Below are 18217 nucleotides of genomic sequence, written 5' to 3'. Positions count from 1 at the left end.
CCTGCCCGGAATGGAAAACGCCCCGGCGACCGGAGGGATTCCGGTTGCCGGGGCGTGCCGGGGGCCGGCAGTCGGCCGGCGTGTCCGGTGAGACGCTATGCGCCGCGCATCACTTGTCGACCAGCCGTTTCGGCACCGACAGCGCGAGCAATCCGCCGAGCACGAGGAACGCGGCGAGCATATACATGCCCGCATCGTTGGCGCCCGTCGCCTGCTTGAGCCAGCCCATCAGGTACGGGCTCAGGAAACCGGCGAGGTTGCCGATCGAATTGATCATTGCGATGCCGGCCGCGGCGGCCGCGCCGCCGAGGAATGCGGTCGGCAGGCTCCAGAACAGCGGCAGCGTCGTCAGGATGCCGATCGTCGCGAGCGTGAGGCCGAGCATCGCGAGTGCGGTCTGGTGCGCCCAGATCACCGACAGCACGAGCCCGAGCGCGCCGATCGCGGCCGGAATCGCGAGGTGCCAGCGGCGTTCGCGGCGCTTGTCCGCGCTGCGGGCGATCAGGATCATCGCGACCACCGCGGCCGCGTACGGAATCGCCGACAGCAGGCCGATCATGATCGTGTCGGTCACGCCCGTCGCCTTGATGATCGTCGGCAGCCAGAAGCCGACGCCGTAGAGTCCCATCACGAACGAGAAATAGATCAGCGCCATCAGCCACACGCGCGGGCTCGACATCACCGCGCCGAGCGGCAGGTCCTCCTTGGTGGCTTCTTCCGCGTCGACGTTGCGGGTGAGCAGCGCCTTTTCCTCGTCGGTGAGCCACGTTGCCTTCGCGATCCGCTCGTCGAGCGTGAAGAACACGAGCACGCCGGCGAGCACCGACGGGATGCCTTCGAGCAGGAACAGCCATTGCCAGCCGTGCCAGCCGCTCACGCCGTCGAACGCCTTCAGGATGAAGCCCGAGATCGGCCCGCCGATCACGCCGGACAGCGCGACGGCCGTCATGAAGAACGTCGTCATCCGGCCGCGCCGGTGCGCGGGATACCAGTACGTGAGGTAGAGGATCACGCCGGGGAAGAAGCCCGCTTCGGCGACGCCGAGCAGGAAGCGCATCACGTAGAACATCGCGGGCGTCGTGACGAACATCGTCAGGATCGAGATCACGCCCCAGGTCGCCATGATGCGCGCGATCCATACGCGCGCGCCGACCTTGTGCAGGATGATGTTGCTCGGCACTTCGAACAGGAAATAGCCGAAGAAGAAGATTCCGGCGCCGAGCCCGTACACGGTGTCGCTCAGGTTCAGGTCGCTCGCCATCTGCAGCTTCGCGAACCCGACGTTCACGCGGTCGAGATACGCGACCACGTAGCACAGCAGCAGGAGCGGCACGAGCCGCCACGACACCTTTCGGTAGGTTGCTTCCTCGAATGCGCCGGACGAGCCCGGCAGCGATTGCGTCGATGTTGCCATGTTGTCTCCTGTCGATCCAAGTTAGCGCTTTAGCGGTTGCTTGGATCCCATGTACCGCTGTCCTTGTAGTTGGCCGGAGCAGACGCAGCGGCGTGTCCGATCCGGTTTCGTGTGAAGCAAGAAGGGTAATCGTGCCGCCTGTTACAGCTAGATGCAGCGCCCGCCGTCGACTTCGAGGCAGACGCCGGTGATGAATTCGGCTTCGTCGGACGCAAGGTACAGCGCGGCGTTCGCGATGTCCTGCGGCGTCGAGAAGCGGCCGAGCGGGATCGTCGCGAGGAAGCGACTGCGATTTTCCGGTGTGTCCTCGCAGCCCATGAACTCGGTCATCAGCGCCGTCTCGCCGAGCACGGGGTTGATGCAGTTCACGCGGATGCGGTCGGCACCGAGTTCGGCCGCGAGCGACTTGCTCGCGGTGATCATCGCGCCCTTCGTGCTGTTGTACCAGACGAGGCCCGGGCGCGGCCGCACGCCGGCCGTCGACGCGACGTTCACGAACACGCCGCCGCCCTGCGCACGGAAGTACGGCACGAGGGTCTGCACGCACCAGAACAGGCTCTTCATGTTGACCGCGTATACGCGGTCGAACTCGGCTTCCGTCACGTCGAGCACGGGTTTGTTGCGGTGCGTGGTGCCCGCGTTGTTCACGACGATCTGCACCGCGTGGAAATCGTCGAGCGCGGCCTGCAGCAGCGCATGCCAGTCTTCCTGCTTCGACACGTCGCCGGCCACCGCGATCGCCTTGCCGCCCGCGAGCGCGATCTCGCTCGCGACGCGCTCGGCTGCCGCGCCGTTCAGGTCGTTGACGACGACGTTCGCGCCTTCGCGCGCGTACGTCTTCGCGATGCCTTCGCCGAAACCCGAGCCGCCGCCCGTGACGATGGCCGTCTTGCCGCTCAACCGCATGGTGTGTCTCCTGTGCTGGTTATGAGAGTCGTCGTGTGTCGCGATGCGGCCGGCCGCGTATCGCGCGCCGCGCGTTCAGCCGTGGCGGATCGCGATCGTCTTCAGCGCGGTGAAGCCGTACAGTGCCTCGAAGCCTTTTTCGCGGCCGTGGCCCGAGTGGCCGACGCCGCCGAACGGCAGTTCGACGCCGCCGCCCGCGCCATAGTTGTTGATGAACACCTGGCCCGCGCGCAGGCGCCGCGCAAGACGCATCTGGCGCGCACCGTCGCGCGTCCAGATGCCCGCGACGAGGCCGTACGGCGTGCCGTTCGCGAGCGCGACGGCTTCGTCTTCGTCGACGAAACGCATCGCGGCGAGCACGGGGCCGAACACTTCTTCCTGTGCGAGGCGGTGCGGCGGCGGTACGTCGCGCAACAGCGCAGGGGCCTGGTAGAAGCCGCTTTCGGGTGCGTCGGCGACGACCTGCCCGTGCGCGGCCATCGGAATGCCGTCGTGCTGCGCGTCGGACAGGAAATCCCACACGCGCTGCTGCTGCTTCGCGTTGATCAGCGGGCCGCAGTCGAGATCGGCGCGGCTCGGGCCGACACGCAGGCCGTTGAACGCGGTGGCGAGGCGCTCGACGAGCGGCTCGTACACCGCGCGCTCGATCAGCACGCGGCTGCCGGCCGAGCAGGTCTGCCCGCCGTTCTGCACGATCGCCGACACGAGCACGGGCAGCGCCGCTTCGAGATCGGCATCGGCGAACACGATCTGCGGCGACTTGCCGCCGAGCTCGAGCGTGACGGGCACGTGGTTCTCGGCCGCCATCTGCGCGACCAGCTTGCCGGTGGCCGGCGAACCCGTAAACGAGATGTGGTCGATGCCAGGATGGCGCGCGAGTGCGGCGCCGGCTTCATGGCCGTAGCCGGTGACGATGTTGAGCGCGCCGACCGGCAGCCCGGCTTCGGCGGCGAGCTCGGCGACGCGCAGCACGGACAGGCACGCGTCCTCGGCCGGCTTGACGACGCAGGCGTTGCCGGCCGCGAGCGCCGCGCCGACGCTGCGCCCGAAGATCTGCATCGGGTAGTTCCACGGCACGATGTGGCCCGTGACGCCGTGCGGCTCGCGCACCGTCAGCACCGTGTAGCCGGCCTGGTAGGGGAGGGTTTCGCCGTGCAGCTTGTCGGCGGCGCCCGCGTAGAACTCGAAGTAGCGCGCGAGCGCGGCCGCGTCGGCGCGCGCCTGCTTCAGCGGCTTGCCGGTGTCGCGCGCCTCGATCGCGGCGAGTTCCTCGATCGAATCGGCGACGCGCGCCGACAGCCGCATCAGCACGCGGCCGCGCTCGGCTGCGCTCGTGGCGCCCCACGGGCCCGCGAAGGCGTCGCGGGCCGCGGCGACCGCGCGCTCGATGTCGGGTGCGGTACCGCGGGCGATCGTCGCGAACGGCTGGCCGTCGGACGGATCGACGACCGCGATGGTTTCCAGTTGTGCGGGCAACGTCCATTCGCCCGCAATGAAGTGCTTCGCCTCTTCCATGCCTGCTCCTGTCCTGCGCTGACTCGGTTTCCATGCGTCGCGGCCGGCCGACCGGCGACGGCGCTTCAGCGCCGAGGCAGGCCCCGTGCGACGCGGCCGGCGATTCGATGGCCGACCATCCGGAACGATTATCGCGCCGATCGTCATCCGGACGCCACCGGTCGATTGGCTATAATGGCGCATTCCCTTGGGGGACGCCCGCGGCGGTGCAACGGCCGCGGCGCCCTGTCCCGAATTCCCATCGACCTACAGAGAGTGCTCATGAGCTTCAATCATGTTCCGGCCGGCAAGGACCTGCCGCAAGATTTCAACGTGATCATCGAGATTCCCGCGCAAAGCGATCCGGTGAAGTACGAGGCGGACAAGGAACTGGGCCTTCTCGTCGTCGACCGCTTCATCGGCACGGGCATGCGCTATCCGGTGAACTACGGCTACATTCCGCAGACGCTGTCGGGTGACGGCGATCCGGTCGACGTGCTGGTGATCACGCCGTTCCCGCTGCTGGCCGGCTCGATCGTGCGTTCGCGCGTGCTCGGCATGCTGCAGATGACCGACGAGTCGGGCGTCGACGCGAAGCTGGTTGCCGTGCCGCACGACAAGGTCTGCCCGATGACGGCGAACCTGAAGTCGATCGACGACGTGCCCGAGTACCTGAAGGACCAGATCAAGCACTTCTTCGAGCAATACAAGGCGCTCGAGAAGGGCAAGTGGGTGAAGGTCGAAGGCTGGGCCGGCATCGAAGCCGCGCACAAGGAAATCACCGACGGCGCCGCGAACTACAAGAAGTAAGCGGCGTACCGGCCGGCGGCCGGTTCGTACGGAACGCAAACCGCGCGTGTCTCCTCAGGAGGCCGCGCGGTTTTGTTTTGTGCGCGCGGGTTTCTTGCGTGCGGGTGTGGGGGCCGGCGGGGGCGAGGCGACCGGTGAACCCTTCGTGCGTTTTACGCGGGGCGCGGTAACGGAGGGCGCGATCTCTTTCACGGCTTTCGCGGCCGACGAACGGCGACGAGCCGGTGCGGGCGCGGCGTCTTCGCGGCCGTTCGCGACGGGTTTGCCGGCGGCGACCGGGGTTTTCCTTTTCGATGACGCGGATCCGGACGTGTTGGTCTTCTTTACCGACGCGCTACCCGGCGAGGTCTTTTTTGCGACTGTGTCGGTGCCGGTTTTCTCACGTTTCGTGTCCGGCGTGGCCTTCGCGGCCTTCGGGGCTTGCTTGCCTTTTGCAGGCTTCGCAGACTTGGCGACTTTCCCGGTCGTCGCGTTTTTGCCGGCAACCGGATCCGTTGCAACCGCCTGCGCCGTATCGTCGGCGGCTTCCGCCTTTACCTTCTTCCGTCTGCGCGTGCCAGCCTTCAACCCGGCCGCGTCTTCGCTTTCATCGAGCGTCACCACGACAGGCAACACCGATTCGAGCGTCCGCAATCCGGTCGCCAGCTCGCGCTTCTGCGCGGCCGTGAGCTGCTTCACCCAGTACTCGGCGCGCGACGCACTCGACCGGTCGGGCAACGGAAACGATGCGAGCACCGCGCGCGGCTTGCGCGAGCGCGTGTAGCGCGCGCCCTTGCCGGACGCGTGTTCGTCGAAGCGCGCGGCAACGTCGGTCGTGATGCCCGTGTAGACGCTGTCGTCGGCGCATTCGATCAGGTACAGAAACCAGGACATGGCAGGGCGGCGGGATGCGAAGCCGCCAGTGTCTCAGAAAAAGCGCCCGTCAACGCCACCGGTCGCCGTGCCCGTCGCGAAAGCGGCTCGGCGCCGCACCGAGTTCGCGGGTGAAGAAGCGCGTGAATGCGCTCGTCGACCGGAAGCCGACGCGCGCGCCGATCTCGCCGATCGGCAGCTGTGTGTTCAGCAGCAGGTCGCGCGCTTCGCCGAGCCGCGCCTGCGCGACGAGCGCATGGAACCCGACGGCCTCGCGATGCAGCCGCCGGCGCAGCGTCCAGCGCGACATCGCGAAGCGCGTGCACACGTGCTGCATCAGCGTGTCGGTCGGCACGTCGACCTCGTCGGACGTGCGCAGCCAGTCGCGCACGCATTGCGCGACCGACGAGCCGAACGTCGAGCGCGCACGCACGCGCTCGCGAGCGGCGTCGGCCGCGTGACGCTGGATGCCGGCGAGCGGCGCGTTGTAGCGCTCGAACGGCGTGTCGAAGTGCGCGGAGCGCAGCACGAGGCGGTTGTGCGCGGCGTCGAACGATACCGGTGCGCCGAGCATGTCGCGCAGCGCGGCAACGGGCGCGAACGCGCGGCCGGCGAATTCGGCGTCGTCGATGCGGGCGTGCGGATCGTACAGGCGCGCGAGCGCCGCGAGGATCGCGAGGTTCGTGAATGCGCTGCCCGCGTGCCGGCCGTCGCCTTCGTTCACGTATTCGAGCGCGATCGCGTCGCCGTTCTCGTGCGCGAACACCCAGTCGACGTTGCCGATCAGCTCGCGATAGTGCAGGTAGCCGTGCAGTGCGTCGCGCAGCGTCGCCGCATTGCACGTGACGCCCGCGAGTTCCGGGAACGGCACGAGCCACGGCACGACCTGCGGCGGCGGCCGATGCCACGACAGCGGCCAGCCGCTCGTCAGCTGCATGGCGGCCACATGCCGGTCGCCCGCGATGCGGCGCGTGTCGTCGGCGAGTTCGGCCGGCCCGATGCCGAGCGTGTCGAAGAGCGGTGCGGGATCGATGCCGTTCGCGCGCGCGTCTTCGCACAGCCAGCGGTAGATCCGGACGGATACCGATTTCTGTTGCAACTCCATGTCTGTCTCCCTGTCGTCATGCCGTTCGGGTTTGTCCCCGCTGCGAGAGGTCAACGCATGCTCCTGCCGGTCAAGCGTGGTGACCGGTCAATTTTTAGACTCTGGAGTCGAGCCACAAGTACAACAGAACGATTCTGGAGGATCAATGAAAACTTCGCTGTTCCGGTGTTCGACGATTGCGTCCGCGTGCGCGCTCACGGTGCTGCTCGCATCGTGCGGCGGCGACGACATCCACGCCCCGGCCGACCCCGATGCGGCGGCCGACCAGCGCGCGGCCGCGCTCGTCGCGCAACTGACGACCGACGAGAAGCTGCAGCTCGTGCACGGCACGGGCATGCCCGCACTCGACCTGGGCGGCCCGTTCCCGGCCGGCGCGCTGAACGGCGCGAGCTACATCCCGGGCGTGCCGCGGCTCGGCATTCCGGCGGTCAGCAGCGCCGATTCGGCGGGCGGCGTGAACGTGAAGAACGCGCGCGTGACCGCGCTGCCGGCGCCGGTCGCGCTCGCGGCGACGTGGGACCCGGCGCTCGCGGGCACCTACGGCACGCGCATCGCGCTCGAATTGCGCGCGCTCGGTTTCGCGGAAGGGCTCGGCGGCGGCGTGAACCTCGCGCGCGAGCCGCGCAACGGCCGCACGTTCGAATACATGGGCGAGGATCCGGTGCTCGCGGGCACGCTGAGTGCCGCGCGCACGCAGGCGACGCAGGCGCAGAAGGTGATCGCGACGATCAAGCATTTCGCGTTCAACGACCAGGAAACCAACCGGATGACGATCGATTCGGTCGTCGACGAGCGGACCATGCGCGAGGCCGAACTCCTCGCGTTCGAGATCGGCGTGAAGGACGGCCAGCCGGGCAACGTGATGTGCTCGTACAACAAGCTGAACGGCGTGTACGCGTGCGAGAACCCGACTCTGCTGACGACCGTGCTGAAGAACGAATGGGGCTTCAAGGGCGTCGTGCAGTCGGACTGGGGCGCGACGCATTCGACCGTCGCGGCCGTGCAGGCCGGGCTCGACGAGGAGCAGCCGGGCGCGGCCGACGACGGCAACGCGCCGCTCGGCTCGTACTTCAACGCGAAGCTGCGCGCGGCGCTGCAGGCCGGCAGCGTGTCGGCCGCGCGGCTGAACGACATGGTGCAGCGCAAGCTGCGCACGCTGATCCGCATCGGCGTGATGGATGCTCCGCCGAAGGCGGGCGGCGCGATCGACGAGGCCGCCGGCAACGCCGATGCGCTCGCGATCGCGCGGCAGTCCGCCGTGCTGCTGAAGAACGCAGCCGCGCCGGGCGATGCGCAGCCCGTGCTGCCGCTCGCGGCCGGCGCGCTCAAGTCGGTCGTCGTGATCGGCGGCCATGCGGACGCGGGCGTGCTGTCGGGCGGCGGCTCGGGCGCGGTGCCGGCGATCGACGGCAACGCGGTGACGACCTGCCAGCAACCGGCCGACATGCTGTTCGGCGGCTGCGCGACCTGGTACAAGTCCGCGCCGCTCGCGGCGATCCGCGCGAAGGCGCCGAATGCATCGGTCAGCTATCTCGACGGCACCGACGCGAATGCCGCGGCGAGCGCGGCCGCGCAGGCCGATGTCGCGATCGTGTTCGCGACGCAGTGGCAGACGGAAGGGCTCGACCTCGCGAGCCTGTCGCTGCCCGACGCGAAGGCCGATCCGTACAACCAGCAATACGACCAGAACGCGCTGATCGCGGCCGTCGCCGCGAAGGCGAAGCGCGTGATCGTCGTGCTCGAGAACGGCAGCCCCGTGCTGATGCCGTGGCTCGCGAACGTGCATGGCGTGCTCGACGCGTGGTATCCGGGCGCGCAGGGCGGCCAGGCGATCGCCGACCTGTTGTTCGGCGACGCGAACCCGTCGGGCCGCTTGCCGCTGACGTTCCCGAAGCAGGAGGCCGACCTGCCGCAGCCGACGATCGATCCGTCGCGCACGCAGACCGTCTATGCGGAAGGCCTCGCGTACGGCTATCGCTGGTTCGATGCGAAGGCGATCGAGCCGCTGTTCCCGTTCGGCTACGGGCTGTCGTACACGACGTACGGGTTGTCGGCGATGTCGGCCAAGGCCGACGCATCGGGCAACGTGACGGTCGGCGTGACGGTGACGAACACGGGCGCGCGGGCCGGTGCGCAGACGGTGCAGATCTACGCGGCGCTGCCGGCGTCGCTCGGCGAGCCGCCGAAGCGGCTCGTCGGCTGGACCAAGGTCGCGCTGCAGCCGGGCGAGGCCCGCACGGTCAGCGTCGCGGTGCCGGCGCAGCGCTTCGCGGTCTGGGATGCGAATGCGCATGCGTGGCGGATCGGCGCGGGCAGCTACACGCTGTCGGCGGCCGCGTCGTCGCGCGATCCGCAGGCGCTGTCGCAGGCGGTGACGCTCGCCGCGCACTGAGCCGGGGGCGGCCGTGCGTGATGTGGCGAGGCCGGTCGCGGCCTCGCTGCATCTTTGTATGCTACGCGCTGCCGCGCCGGAACGGATCGTGTTCGCGCAGTTCGTCGACGTACGCGTGGATATGTTCGGTCTCGCGTTCGAGAAAGCGCGCGACCGCGTCGGAAAACGCCGGGTGCGCGAGCCAGTGGGCGGAGTGCGTGACGGTCGGCAGGAAACCGCGTGCGAGCTTGTGTTCGCCCTGCGCGCCGCCTTCGAACGTATCGAGCCCGGCCTCGATGCAGAATTCGAGCAACTGGTAGTAGGCCGTTTCGAAATGCAGGCAGGGCACGTGCTCGATCGCCCCCCAGTAGCGGCCGTACAGCGTGCCGCCGCCGTGCTCGTCGCGCCGGTATACGGCGAGCGCGCTCGCGATCGGCCGGCCGTCGGCTTCCGCGATCACGAGCAGCAGGTTCTCGGGCATCGTCGCGCCGATCGTGCGGAAGAAATCGAGGTTCAGGTACGGGCTCGAAAAGTGCTCGCGGTAGGTCTGCCGGTAGCAGCGCGAGAAGAAGCGCCAGTCGGGGTCGGTAATCTGGTCGCCGGTCAGCCGCCGGAACGTTACGCCCGCATCGTGCACCTTGCGCCGCTCCGCGCGGATGTTCTTGCGCTTCTTCTGCTCGAGCGTGCCGAGGAAATCGTCGAAGTGGCGGTAGCCGTCGTTGAGCCAGTGGAACTGCACGCCTTCGCGCAGCATCATCCCCATCGATTCGAGCAGCCGCGCTTCGTCGCCGGTCGGGAACAGCACGTGCAGCGACGACACGTCGCTCTGCTCGGCGAACGCGAGCAGCGTGGCCGCGAGCCGGCGGCGCGCGTCGTCGTCGGCCGCGAGCAGGCGCGTGCCCTGCACGGGCGTGAACGGCACCGCGCACAGCAGCTTCGGGTAGTAGGGCAGGTCGTTGCGCTGGTACGCGTCGGCCCACGCCCAGTCGAACACGTATTCGCCGTACGAATGCTGTTTCGCGTAAACCGGCGCGGCGGCGGCGAGACGGCCGGTGCGCTCGTCGGTCAGCGTGACGAAGTGCGGCGACCAGCCGGTATCGTCGACCGCGCAGCGTGCGACGTGCAGCGCGTCGAGGAATTCGTGGCGCAGGAACGGCGTCGGCTGCGCGTCGCGTGCGAGCAGCGCGTTCCATTCGTCGGCCGGCACCTCGGCGGGGGACGACAGGATGCCCGTGCGATAATCGATGCGTTCGTGTTTCAAGCGTGAATCCGTACCGTTGGATGTTGCCGGATGCGTGCCGCCATGGCGCGCGTCCGGGCCGATTTCGTCAGCCGTTCAGGGCGCGCCGCCGGGCTGCGCCGATCCCGCCATGAAGACCCGACTCGCACTTGCCCAGATCAACGTCACCGTCGGCGACTTCGCCGGCAACGTCGCGCGGATCGTCGCGGCCGCGCGCGCCGCGCACAACGATGGTGCGCAGCTGATGGTCGCGCCCGAACTCGCGCTGTCCGGCTATCCGCCGGAAGACCTGCTGCTGCGGCCCGCGTTCTACGCGGCGGCGGCCGCCGCGCTCGATGCCCTGGCCGATGCGCTGAAGGCGTTCGACGGGCTCGCGGTGCTGGTCGGCCATCCGTTGCGCGGTCCGGGCAGCGATGCGCGCGCGCCAGGCGTCGATGGTAATGCAAACCGCCCGATCGAGCGCGGCGTGCCGCCCACCGATACCTTCAATGCCGTGTCGCTGATCGTCGGCGGCGAGATCGTCGGCACCTACCGCAAGCAGGATCTGCCGAACGCCGAGGTGTTCGACGAGAAACGCTACTTCGCGACCGACACCGAGCCGCTCGTGTTCGAGCTGAACGGCGTGAAATACGGCGTGATCATCTGCGAGGACGCATGGCATGCCTCGGCCGCGCAGATCGCGAAGGCGGCCGGCGCGCAGGTGCTGCTGATCCCGAACGGCTCGCCGTACCACATGAACAAGGAAGCGGTGCGCGTCGACATCCTGCGCGCGCGGATCCGCGAGACCGGGCTGCCGATGGTGTACGTGAACCTCGTCGGCGGCCAGGACGAGCTCGTGTTCGACGGCGGCTCGTTCGTGCTCGACGGCGAGGGCGCGCTCGTCGCGAAGATGCCGCAGTTCGACGAAGGCCATGCGATCGTCGAATTCGACGGTGCGCGGCCGCTGCCGGGCGCGATCGCGCCCGAGCTGTCGACGGATGCGCAGGTGTACCGTGCGCTCGTGACCGGCGTGCGCGACTACATCGGCAAGAACGGTTTTCCCGGCGTGCTGATCGGGTTGTCGGGCGGTGTCGATTCGGCGCTGGTGCTGGCCGTCGCGTGCGATGCGCTCGGGCCCGGACGCGTGCGCGCGGTGATGATGCCGTCGCGCTTCACGGCCGACATCTCGACCACCGATGCGGCGGAGATGGCGCGGCGCGTCGGCGTGCGCTACGACGAGATCGCGATCGCGCCGATGTTCGACGCGTTCCGCGCGGCGCTCGCCGACGAGTTCGCGGGCCGCGCGGAAGACGCGACGGAGGAGAACATCCAGGCGCGCATCCGCGGCACGCTGCTGATGGCGCTGTCGAACAAGTTCGGCTCGATCGTGCTGACGACCGGCAACAAGAGCGAGATGGCGGTCGGCTACTGCACGCTGTACGGCGACATGGCCGGCGGTTTCGCGGTGATCAAGGACATCGCGAAGACGCTCGTGTACCGGCTCTGCCGCTATCGGAACGAAACGGCGGACTACCCGCTGCGCGACGTGATCCCCGAGCGGATCCTGACGCGCGCGCCGTCGGCCGAGCTGCGCGAGAACCAGACCGACCAGGACAGCCTGCCGCCGTACGACGTGCTCGACGCGATCATGCGGATGTACATGGAAGAAGACCGGCCGCTCGCCGAGATCGTCGCGGCCGGTTACGCGCAGGCCGACGTCGAGCGCGTGACGCGGCTCATCAAGGTCAACGAATACAAGCGCCGCCAGGCGCCGATCGGCATCCGCGTCACGCACCGCGCATTCGGGCGCGACTGGCGCTACCCGATCACGTCGCGGTTTACCGAACGTCTCGATTGAGCCGTGCTGGGCCGGATGCGGCTCGCCGGCTTACAATCGGGAACGCGATTTTTCATCCAAACGAGCATTGAGGGACAACCATCATGAAACGCATCACCGCCATCATCAAGCCGTTCAAGCTGGACGAAGTCCGCGAAGCGCTCGCCGAAGTGGGTCTCACGGGCCTGACCGTGACGGAAGTGAAGGGCTTCGGCCGCCAGAAGGGCCATACCGAGCTGTATCGCGGCGCCGAATACGTCGTCGACTTCCTGCCGAAGATGAAGATCGAAGTGGTCGTCGCGGAAGCGCAGGTCGACCAGGTGATCGACGCGGTGATCGGCGCGGCGCGTACCGGCAAGATCGGCGACGGCAAGATCTTCGTGTCGGACGTCGAGCGCGTGATCCGCATCCGCACCGGCGAAGAGAACGAAGCGGCCGTCTGAGCGCCGCGTTCGTCACCGGGCCGTACCAAGTCGGTCCCGCCGAATAAAAAACGGTGCGGATACCCGGTTGGGTACCGCACCGATACGCGCCTCTCGCAGCAGCGTGGAAAGTGTTGTCGAATCGTTCTTTGACGGCGCCTGATCAGAACAGGTGCTGGATACCGGCGTAGACGCCGGTCTGGCTGCCGCCCGGATTCGGGTTGCCCGTCGACACGGCCGTACCGGCGCCGTTCGCGTTCAGGCCGAAGTTGGCGTTCTTGCTGTTGCGCACCGTTGCGACCTGCAGGTCGAACAGCGTGCGCTTCGAGATGTTGTACGAGCCGCCGACCGTGTAGATGTTCGCGTTGCCGCCGCCGTGGTTCGCGTTCACGTGATACACGGCTGCGATCAGCGCCGCTGCCGGCGTGGCCTGCCACGTCACGCCGCCCCACACCTGCTGGGTGCCCGTCACGCCGGCGTTCACTGCCGGGCCGCCGCTGCCGTCGGCGCGCGATGCCTGGTAAGCCGCCTGAACCTTGAACTGGCCGAGGAACACGTTCACGCCCGCGAAGTATTCACGCGAGTAGTTGAACACGTCCGAGAAGCGGCCGTTGCTGTCGCGCGTTTCGTCGTAGATGCCGCGCAACTGGAACAGCGAGTTCGTATAGGTGACCTGACCGCCCATTGCACGGCCCGGTTGGCCGGCCGTCGTGTTGCCGTTGAAGCTGGTCGAGTTCGAGAACGAGAACTGGCCGTAGAAGTCGAGGCCGTAGAGCGAAGGCGACTGGTACGACACGTTGTTGCTGGTCTTGTTCCAGTTGCGGCCGCGCACCAGCGAGGCCGTCGACCAGGCCGACTGGCCGAACGGGTCGAAGTCCCACACGCCGTTGGCGATCGCGAGTTCGCGACCCAGCAGCAGCGTACCGTAGCGGTCGTTGGAGATGCCGACGGTCGCGAAACGATCCCAGATCGAGCCGCTGAAGCCGCCCGTCATCGTGTTGAACGCGCCTTCGAGGTGGAACAGAACCTTGTTGCCGCCGCCGATGTCCTCGCTACCCTTCAAGCCCCACAGGCTCGTGCCCCAGTCGCCGCTTTCCGCGCGCACTTGGTGGCCGTTTTGCAGGCCGTTCAGGTACTCAAGGCCGGCATCCAGGCGACCATACAGCGTGACGCTGCTCTGCGCGTGCGCCGTCACCACCCCAGCAGCCATCAGCGCGGCCGCGACCAAAGCTTTCTTCATCATCTCCTCCATACCCTGTCAAAAAGTCAACCCAGACTGCACGAGATGCCCGGAGCGCGAGCGCCGGGCAAAAGCGGGATAACCAGGGAGACCTCGTGCAGGGCCGGTAAGCGCGGCACGCGGGCAAGCAGACGGAAAACCGTTGAGCGGTCCCGCGCAGCCGGGTCGGCCTGCGGGGTCTCCTTGTTGTGTCGTGAAGCTAAACTACATTTCACGAACTTCGTTTTGCTACTTTGGTTACTAATTTAGCAAAAATACAATTTTGTGGCGATGGAAATCGTTGTTTGACTAACCGCTGTCGCCAAATTGCCATGCAACACGGTGCGCAACAGGTGCACCTGGGGTTGGCGATTACCGGAAAACCCTTGTCCTGCAAGGGAGACACGAATTCCGCGAATAGGGGTCAAGGATTGCCACTATTGACGTTGCGAAAGCGCGGGCGTAAGCGCGAAAGTCGCGAAATTGGTAAGTATTTCGTAATGATTCGGGCAGTTTCGGCGACTGCCGGGTGGCGCCTGAAACGCCCGCCGCGCAAGGCGTGCGGCACTCAGTCCGGGCCCGGCCGCGCGGCGAGCAACTGCGCGCGAATCCAGCGGTGCGCATCGGTGCGTGCATGCTTCGCGTGCGAGTAGACCTTCACCGTGTAGCGCGGAATCTCGAACGGCGCCGGAAACAGGCGGATCGGCGCCGCGTGCCGCAGCGCCTGCGCGGCGCGGTTCGGCACGGTCATCAGCAGTTCGGATTCCGCGATCACGAACGGCGCGGCCAGCACCGTCGGCAACTGCACGGCGACGTGCCGCGCGAGGCCGAGCCGGTCTAGCACGTAGTCGACCACGCCGCGCGATTCGTTCCACGGCGTGACGACGACGTGGCGGGCGGCCAGGTACTGATCGAGCGTCAGCCGCCGGCGGATCGCCGGATGCGCGGCGCTCGCGATCACGACGTAGTCGTCGGAGAACCAGTCGAAATCCTCGATGCCCGGCGCGTCGGCCGCCGATTCCTCGTGATAGCCGAGCGCGAAGTCGATGCGGCCGGCCGCGAGCTCGTCCACGGATATCTTCCGGTCGGAATGCACGACGCGGATCCGCAGGTGCGGTGCGACGTGCTGGATCCGCGCGAGGAATGCCGGCAGCACCGCGAACGTGGTGTAGTCGGTCGCGGCGAACACGAACGTGCGGTCGCTGTGCGCGGGATCGAAGCGGCGCGCGCGGGCGAGCCCCTTCGACATCGCGTCGAGCGCGTCGCCGGCCCACGTGGCGATGTCGTCAGCGCGCACGGTCGGCTGCATTTCGTTGCCGAGGCGCACGAACAGCGCGTCGCCGATCGCGTCGCGCAGCCGCGCGAGCGCGTGGCTCAACGCGGACGGGCTCAATGCGAGCTCGTGCGCGGCTGCCGCGACCGACCGGTGGCGGTACAGCGCGTCGAACACGAGCAGCAGGTTCAGGTCGAGGCGGCGCAGTTCAGGATGCATCATGTTCAGGTAAGGATGAAGAAACTGCACTTCCTGCAGGCATGGCATGAACGTAGCATGACGGTTCGATCGGTGCCAGCGCACGCGCATGGCGTCGCTTTCCGTTTCAAGTCCGGGCCGGAGGAGGGCTCAACCCGTGCAAATCGATATCCGTTCCGCCACCGTCGCCGACGTGCCGCTGATCCTGCGGTTCATTACCGAGCTGGCCGTCTACGAGAAGGCGGAGCATGAAGTGATCGCGACGCCCGCGTCGCTCGAACGCAGCCTGTTCGGCGAAGGCTCGCCGGCGCGTGCGCTGGTCTGCGAGGTCGACGGCGAGCCGGCCGGCTTCGCCATCTATTTCTTCTCGTATTCGACCTGGCTCGCGCGGCAGGGCCTGTATCTCGAGGATCTGTACGTGTCGCCGCGTTTTCGCGGGGCGGGCGCCGGGCTGCGGCTGTTGAAGACGCTCGCGCGGATCGCGGTCGAGTCGGGCTGCGGCCGGTTCGAATGGAGCGTGCTCGACTGGAACGAACCGGCGATCCGCTTCTACGAGAGCGTCGGCGCGGCGCCGCAGAGCGAATGGGTGCGTTACCGGCTGGCGGGCGATGCACTGCGCGCATTCGCCGACGGCGCGCCGGTGAGCGCCGCGTAAACGCAAAACGGGCGCCGCGGGGCGCCCGTTCGAACGGCGTGCGTTTCGTGCGGGTTACTTGAGGCTGCCCGACAGGAACCCGCGCAGGCGTTCGCTCTTCGGGTTGGCAAACACCTCGGACGGCACGCCTTCTTCCTCGACGCGGCCCTGGTGCAGGAACATCACGTGGTTCGACACGTTGCGCGCGAAGCCCATCTCGTGCGTGACGACGATCATGGTGCGGCCTTCCTCGGCGAGCTTCTGCATCACCTTCAGCACTTCGCCGACGAGTTCCGGGTCGAGCGCCGACGTCGGCTCGTCGAACAGCATCACGTCCGGATGCATCGCGAGCGCGCGGGCGATCGCCACGCGCTGCTGCTGGCCGCCGGACAAATGCGACGGATACTGCTTCTCGACGCGCGGTGCGAGGCCGACCTTCTCGAGATACTCGCGCGCGCGATCCTCGGCTTCCTTCTTCGGGATGCCGAGCACGTTCACGGGCGCTTCCATCACGTTCTCGAGCACGTTCATGTGCGACCACAGGTTGAAGTGCTGGAACACCATCGACAGCTTGGTGCGCACGCGCTGCAGCTGTTTCGTATCGGCCGCGCGCAGCGCGCCCGTCTTGTCGAGCGCGGTGCGCACTTCCTCGCCGTCGACGAAGATGCGGCCCGCGTTCGGCTGCTCGAGGAAGTTGATACAGCGCAGCATCGTGCTCTTGCCGGAGCCGGACGAGCCGATCACGCTGATCACGTCGCCCGAGTTCGCCCTCAGCGACACGCCTTTGAGCACCTCGTTGTCGCCGTACCGCTTGTGGAGTTCGTCGACGAAAAGCTTCTGGGTCTGGGAATTCATCAATATTCCTGCGAAAACTTACTTGCCTTGCGGGCGCAGATACGCGAGCCAGCGGCGCTCGGCCTGGCGGAACAGCCACACGAGCGTGAACGAGATCACGAGATAGAGCAGGGCGGCGATGCCGAACGCGTGGAACGACATGTAGGTCGCCGAGTTGACGTCGCGCGCGATTTTCAGGATGTCCGGCACGGTCGCGGTGAACGCGACGGTGGTCGCATGCAGCATCAGGATCACTTCGTTGCTGTACAGCGGCAGCGCGCGGCGCAGCGCCGACGGCAGGATCACACGGCGATACATCGTGAAGGTGGACATCCCGTACGCGCGCGCGGCTTCGATCTCGCCGTACGACGTCGCCTTGATCGCGCCGGCGAAGATCTCGGTGGTGTACGCGCAGGTGTTCAGCGTGAACGCGAGCAGCGTGCAGTGCATCCCGTCGCGGAAGAACGCATCGAGCATCGGCGTGCCGCGTACGGCCTGCAGGCTGTAGAGGCCCGTGTAGCAGAGCAGCAGCTGCACGTAGAGCGGCGTGCCGCGGAACACGTACGTGTACAGCCACACGGCGCTCGACAGCCACTTCTTCTTCGACACGCGCGCCACGGCGAGCGGTATCGACAGGCAGAAGCCGAGGCCGATCGACACGACGAGCAGCCACAGCGTGATCGCGACACCGGTGATGCGATAGCCGTCGGTGTAGAGATAGTTGCGCCAGTATTCTTGGATGAGTTCGATCATAGGTCAGCCTTGCGGACACCGGTCGAGTAGCGCTTTTCGAGCCACATCAGCACGAAGTTCGAGATCGTCGTGATGGCGAGATAGACCGCACCGGCGATCAGCGTGAAGAAGAAGAACCGCAGCGTGCCCTTGCCGGCATCCTGCGAGGCCTTCACGACGTCGGCCAGGCCGATGATCGACACGAGCGCGGTGGACTTCACGAGCACCTGCCAGTTGTTGCCGATGCCCGGCAGCGCGAAGCGCATCATCTGCGGGAACATGATCCGCGTGAACACCTGCCAGTTCGTCATCCCGTATGCGCTGCCGGCTTCGAGCTGGCCGCGTGGGACCGACAGGAACGCGCCGCGGAACGTTTCGGTGAAGTACGCGCCGTAGATGAAGCCGAGCACGAGCACGCCGGCGAGGAACGGGTCGATGTCGATCTGGTCCCAGCCGAGCGCGTCGGTCGCGATGTTCAGCCAGATCTGCAGGCTGTAGAACAGCAGCAGCATCAACACGAGGTCGGGTACGCCGCGAATCAGCGTCGTGTAGACGGTGCCGACGCCGTTCGTCACGCGGTTGCGCGACAGCTTCGCGCCGGCGCCGAGCAGCCCCAGCAGGAACGACAGCGCGAGCGAAAGCACCGCCAGTTTGACGGTTTGCCAGGTGCCAGCGAGGATCAGCGGGCCGTAGCCTTGTAGAAACATATGGGGTCCCTGGTGTGGTCCCTGAGGGCGCACGTCGTGCGCCGCGAAAGACGCGTCCGCCAAGCTGCGCGGAACGCCCCGTGCGTATCATGACCGTCCGCCCCGGCAACGGTGCCGGGCGAGCCCGTCGCGCGAGCGGCGGGCAAGGGGGCGGGCGGCGCGTGGTTGACTGCCTGTACTGCACGGATAC

General features: G+C 67.4%; 16 protein-coding genes. 5 read left to right on the top strand and 11 right to left on the bottom strand.

Annotation, left to right across the window (positions count from 1 at the left end):
* Nucleotides 1-109 precede the first annotated feature (109 nt).
* The 3 genes from U5798_RS19150 to U5798_RS19140 form a co-directional block, all read right to left on the bottom strand.
* A complete protein-coding gene (locus tag U5798_RS19150; RefSeq protein WP_124452836.1) occupies nt 110-1414 on the bottom strand; it encodes an MFS transporter in 1305 nt (434 codons plus the stop codon).
* A gap of 147 nt (nt 1415-1561) precedes the next feature.
* Nucleotides 1562-2320 (bottom strand): SDR family oxidoreductase, encoded by a 759-nt coding sequence (locus U5798_RS19145; RefSeq protein ID WP_322082871.1) that lies wholly within the window; start codon nt 2318-2320, stop codon nt 1562-1564.
* Between the two features lie 75 nt (nt 2321-2395).
* On the bottom strand, nt 2396-3835 hold the full coding sequence (locus U5798_RS19140) for an aldehyde dehydrogenase family protein (protein WP_322082870.1): 1440 nt from the start codon (nt 3833-3835) through the stop codon (nt 2396-2398).
* A 261-nt stretch (nt 3836-4096) separates the two neighbouring features.
* Between U5798_RS19140 and ppa the strand changes: the two genes are divergently transcribed.
* On the top strand, nt 4097-4624 hold the full coding sequence (gene ppa, locus U5798_RS19135; protein ID WP_011352863.1) for an inorganic diphosphatase: 528 nt from the start codon (nt 4097-4099) through the stop codon (nt 4622-4624).
* Nucleotides 4625-4678: 54 nt separating this feature from the next.
* Here the strand turns inward: ppa and U5798_RS19130 are convergent, their stop codons facing one another.
* Both U5798_RS19130 and U5798_RS19125 read right to left on the bottom strand, forming a co-directional pair.
* Nucleotides 4679-5497, bottom strand: a complete 819-nt coding sequence (locus U5798_RS19130; protein ID WP_322082869.1) for a GIY-YIG nuclease family protein — start codon at nt 5495-5497, stop codon at nt 4679-4681.
* Nucleotides 5498-5546: 49 nt separating this feature from the next.
* Nucleotides 5547-6581: a helix-turn-helix transcriptional regulator gene (locus U5798_RS19125; RefSeq protein ID WP_322082868.1), complete on the bottom strand. Its 1035-nt coding sequence runs from the start codon at nt 6579-6581 to the stop codon at nt 5547-5549.
* Between the two features lie 145 nt (nt 6582-6726).
* Between U5798_RS19125 and U5798_RS19120 the strand changes: the two genes are divergently transcribed.
* Nucleotides 6727-8973, top strand: a complete 2247-nt coding sequence (locus tag U5798_RS19120) for a glycoside hydrolase family 3 C-terminal domain-containing protein (protein ID WP_322082867.1) — start codon at nt 6727-6729, stop codon at nt 8971-8973.
* A gap of 61 nt (nt 8974-9034) precedes the next feature.
* Here the strand turns inward: U5798_RS19120 and U5798_RS19115 are convergent, their stop codons facing one another.
* Nucleotides 9035-10213: a GNAT family N-acetyltransferase gene (locus U5798_RS19115; RefSeq protein ID WP_322082866.1), complete on the bottom strand. Its 1179-nt coding sequence runs from the start codon at nt 10211-10213 to the stop codon at nt 9035-9037.
* 109 nt (nt 10214-10322) lie between these two features.
* Here U5798_RS19115 and U5798_RS19110 point away from each other — a divergent pair, with 109 nt between their 5' ends.
* The gene (locus tag U5798_RS19110) at nt 10323-12029 is read left to right on the top strand and encodes an NAD+ synthase (protein ID WP_322082865.1); all 1707 of its coding nucleotides are present in this window, start codon (nt 10323-10325) and stop codon (nt 12027-12029) included.
* An 83-nt stretch (nt 12030-12112) separates the two neighbouring features.
* On the top strand, nt 12113-12451 hold the full coding sequence (locus U5798_RS19105) for a P-II family nitrogen regulator (protein WP_006398637.1): 339 nt from the start codon (nt 12113-12115) through the stop codon (nt 12449-12451).
* A gap of 142 nt (nt 12452-12593) precedes the next feature.
* Here the strand turns inward: U5798_RS19105 and U5798_RS19100 are convergent, their stop codons facing one another.
* Together U5798_RS19100 and U5798_RS19095 are read right to left on the bottom strand one after the other, a co-directional pair.
* Nucleotides 12594-13673 carry a porin gene (locus U5798_RS19100; protein WP_124452851.1) on the bottom strand — a complete coding sequence of 360 codons (1080 nt, stop codon included), beginning with the start codon at nt 13671-13673 and terminating at the stop codon, nt 12594-12596.
* 544 nt (nt 13674-14217) lie between these two features.
* Nucleotides 14218-15144 carry a LysR family transcriptional regulator gene (locus U5798_RS19095; RefSeq protein ID WP_322082880.1) on the bottom strand — a complete coding sequence of 309 codons (927 nt, stop codon included), beginning with the start codon at nt 15142-15144 and terminating at the stop codon, nt 14218-14220.
* Between the two features lie 133 nt (nt 15145-15277).
* Here U5798_RS19095 and U5798_RS19090 point away from each other — a divergent pair, with 133 nt between their 5' ends.
* Nucleotides 15278-15775, top strand: coding sequence for a GNAT family N-acetyltransferase (locus U5798_RS19090; RefSeq protein WP_124452852.1), 498 nt, complete (start codon nt 15278-15280; stop codon nt 15773-15775).
* A gap of 54 nt (nt 15776-15829) precedes the next feature.
* Here U5798_RS19090 and U5798_RS19085 read toward each other — a convergent pair whose 3' ends face one another.
* Genes U5798_RS19085 through U5798_RS19075 form a run of 3 tightly spaced genes read right to left on the bottom strand, consistent with a single transcriptional unit; the run spans nt 15830 to nt 18027 of the window.
* Nucleotides 15830-16609: an ABC transporter ATP-binding protein gene (locus U5798_RS19085; protein WP_124452853.1), complete on the bottom strand. Its 780-nt coding sequence runs from the start codon at nt 16607-16609 to the stop codon at nt 15830-15832.
* 18 nt (nt 16610-16627) lie between these two features.
* Nucleotides 16628-17341 (bottom strand): ABC transporter permease, encoded by a 714-nt coding sequence (locus tag U5798_RS19080; protein ID WP_059233487.1) that lies wholly within the window; start codon nt 17339-17341, stop codon nt 16628-16630.
* Nucleotides 17338-18027: an ABC transporter permease gene (locus U5798_RS19075; RefSeq protein ID WP_124452854.1), complete on the bottom strand. Its 690-nt coding sequence runs from the start codon at nt 18025-18027 to the stop codon at nt 17338-17340. The genes U5798_RS19080 and U5798_RS19075 overlap by 4 nt, the downstream gene beginning before the upstream one ends.
* Nucleotides 18028-18217 lie beyond the last annotated feature (190 nt).

This window comes from Burkholderia sp. BCC1972, from assembly GCF_905339605.1.
Lineage (GTDB): Bacteria > Pseudomonadota > Gammaproteobacteria > Burkholderiales > Burkholderiaceae > Burkholderia.
This window is presented reverse-complemented; position numbering and strand designations above follow the sequence as displayed.

Bases quoted from the DNA above. Each gene is read 5' to 3' on its own strand.
- U5798_RS19125 (WP_322082868.1), bottom strand. From the start codon at position 6,581: ATGGAGTTGCAACAGAAATCGGTATCCGTCCGGATCTACCGCTGGCTG.
- U5798_RS19130 (WP_322082869.1), bottom strand. From the start codon at position 5,497: ATGTCCTGGTTTCTGTACCTGATCGAATGCGCCGACGACAGCGTCTAC.
- U5798_RS19150 (WP_124452836.1), bottom strand. From the start codon at position 1,414: ATGGCAACATCGACGCAATCGCTGCCGGGCTCGTCCGGCGCATTCGAG.
- U5798_RS19080 (WP_059233487.1), bottom strand. From the start codon at position 17,341: ATGATCGAACTCATCCAAGAATACTGGCGCAACTATCTCTACACCGAC.
- U5798_RS19110 (WP_322082865.1), top strand. From the start codon at position 10,323: ATGAAGACCCGACTCGCACTTGCCCAGATCAACGTCACCGTCGGCGAC.
- U5798_RS19100 (WP_124452851.1), bottom strand. From the start codon at position 13,673: ATGATGAAGAAAGCTTTGGTCGCGGCCGCGCTGATGGCTGCTGGGGTG.
- U5798_RS19085 (WP_124452853.1), bottom strand. From the start codon at position 16,609: ATGAATTCCCAGACCCAGAAGCTTTTCGTCGACGAACTCCACAAGCGG.
- U5798_RS19140 (WP_322082870.1), bottom strand. From the start codon at position 3,835: ATGGAAGAGGCGAAGCACTTCATTGCGGGCGAATGGACGTTGCCCGCA.
- ppa (WP_011352863.1), top strand. From the start codon at position 4,097: ATGAGCTTCAATCATGTTCCGGCCGGCAAGGACCTGCCGCAAGATTTC.
- U5798_RS19095 (WP_322082880.1), bottom strand. From the start codon at position 15,144: ATGATGCATCCTGAACTGCGCCGCCTCGACCTGAACCTGCTGCTCGTG.
- U5798_RS19120 (WP_322082867.1), top strand. From the start codon at position 6,727: ATGAAAACTTCGCTGTTCCGGTGTTCGACGATTGCGTCCGCGTGCGCG.
- U5798_RS19145 (WP_322082871.1), bottom strand. From the start codon at position 2,320: ATGCGGTTGAGCGGCAAGACGGCCATCGTCACGGGCGGCGGCTCGGGT.
- U5798_RS19075 (WP_124452854.1), bottom strand. From the start codon at position 18,027: ATGTTTCTACAAGGCTACGGCCCGCTGATCCTCGCTGGCACCTGGCAA.
- U5798_RS19105 (WP_006398637.1), top strand. From the start codon at position 12,113: ATGAAACGCATCACCGCCATCATCAAGCCGTTCAAGCTGGACGAAGTC.